This window comes from Zhongshania sp., assembly GCF_041584495.1.
In the GTDB taxonomy this organism is placed as follows: Bacteria; Pseudomonadota; Gammaproteobacteria; order Pseudomonadales; family Spongiibacteraceae; genus Spongiibacter.
In genome coordinates this window covers 1-1,550 of record NZ_JBFHDY010000277.1, presented here as the reverse complement: position 1 = coordinate 1,550, position 1,550 = coordinate 1, and the positions used below count along the sequence as shown (strand labels likewise).

Annotated in this window: 2 protein-coding genes; one reads left to right on the top strand and one right to left on the bottom strand. The window is 50.8% G+C overall.

Annotation, left to right across the window (positions count from 1 at the left end):
• Nucleotides 1-128 (bottom strand): DUF2058 family protein (locus ABYP33_RS19085; protein ID WP_373092929.1); only part of this gene is annotated, 128 nt, incomplete at its 3' end.
• 631 nt (nucleotides 129-759) lie between these two features.
• On the opposite strand from ABYP33_RS19085, the gene ABYP33_RS19080 reads away from it, so the two are divergent.
• Nucleotides 760-1,550, top strand: a 791-nt coding sequence (locus ABYP33_RS19080; protein WP_373092927.1) for an oligosaccharide flippase family protein, incomplete at its 3' end; no start/stop codon positions are given.

The window sequence follows — 1,550 nt, the reverse complement described above, 5'->3', positions numbered from 1 at the left end:
TTACTTTCATCGATCTGAACCTGCCCCTTAGGCTGCTTGGCGGCCTTGCGTTTTTCTTTCTTGAGCTGCTTGGCCTTTTTTTCGTCAACGATACCGGCCTTGAGTAACTGCTCCTGAAGCGTTGCCATATGAACTACCCGCACTAAAACTGAGTTAGAAAGTGAAATTCTACTGCATTTATTGGCTTAACACCGAAGCGTTACGTGCCACAACCTGACGATTCAGGAATAATCCAATGGCGATTACCTCGATAGCCGGTGAAGCTTTAGGGTCTACGATAGTCCTGAATGGCTAGCCTAAGTATAAAACCGCCCTATGATAAACGCCCATTAGCAGGGAACAGGCTCAAGCGGAGTCTGGCGCTGCAAACCTTGGGCTTAGGCAGTATTGCCTATTCTGCGTCGATGCCTGTGTTCGCCAAGACACTCCGCCAAAACACACCCTCCTTGTGCCCGGCAAGATTTTCCGCACCACTACTTCGGGCCCCACTAACTATCGAATAAATGTTCCCAGCTTTATCACTGCCAGACGGGCTTATATTGAAAGCTCGACTCCATCGTTTTCGCTGTAAAACCGAAAACTGCCTAGAGTGAAATAATTAAACCGCTATGCAATTTGCAAATCAATTTGGTTATTGCTCAAGGATCTTCATTAACTAATTGATTTTAAGACATTTTATTATGGTATCGATCTTGCTTCTACCATCGGCACAATCCCAGATACCCCCACGCAACCGATGGGTGAAACGAGACCAATACTGTGAAATCAAAAATACAGCACCTCTTTAACCACCCTTTTATGCGCAATTTCAGCTGGATGGCTGCAGGCGAACTGGTGGTTCGTATTTCACGACTGGTCACCACGCTGATTCTGGCCCGCTTCCTCACGCAGGCAGACTACGGTCTCGCCGCACTGGCCATCGCCAGCGCCGAGCTGGTTCGGATTCTTGCCAGCAGTGGTATCGGCAACCTGATTGTAAAGACTGCACCGGAGCGCCTGGACTCCATTTGCAATTCCGTTTTTTGGGCTAATTTGGGCGTGGGGTTGACCATGTTTGCCCTGCAGTTTTTCGGCGCTGGCTGGATAGGCGCGTTCTATGACTCGCCCATGTTGACAGAGATGCTGACCGTGCTGGCAGTCACCCACCTCATTTACCCCTTTGCCATGGTGCAGTTCAACCTGCTGCAGCGGGCCAGCCGGATGCGGGAAACCAGCCTGCTAATGGCGATGACTGTCGGCGCAGACAACCTTATCTCGGCAGCCTTGGTTATTGTCGGGTTTGGTGTGTGGGGGGTGGTCTACGCCAAGATTGCCGCAGCAGTGCTCTGGGTCATTGGTCTGAACTTGCGTAAAACCTGGTTGCCCGCACTACACTTTTCCCGTGAAGACCTGCGCACCATGCGCGACTACTCGCGTCATGTCATGTTTTCCGAGGTCCTGAAGAATGGTCGTAACCAGGTTGATTTGCTGATTCTCGGGCGCGTGCTTAATGCTGATAGTTTTGGGCTTTACGCCTTTGCTCGAAATGCGGGCTTGGGTATAAGCCTGTC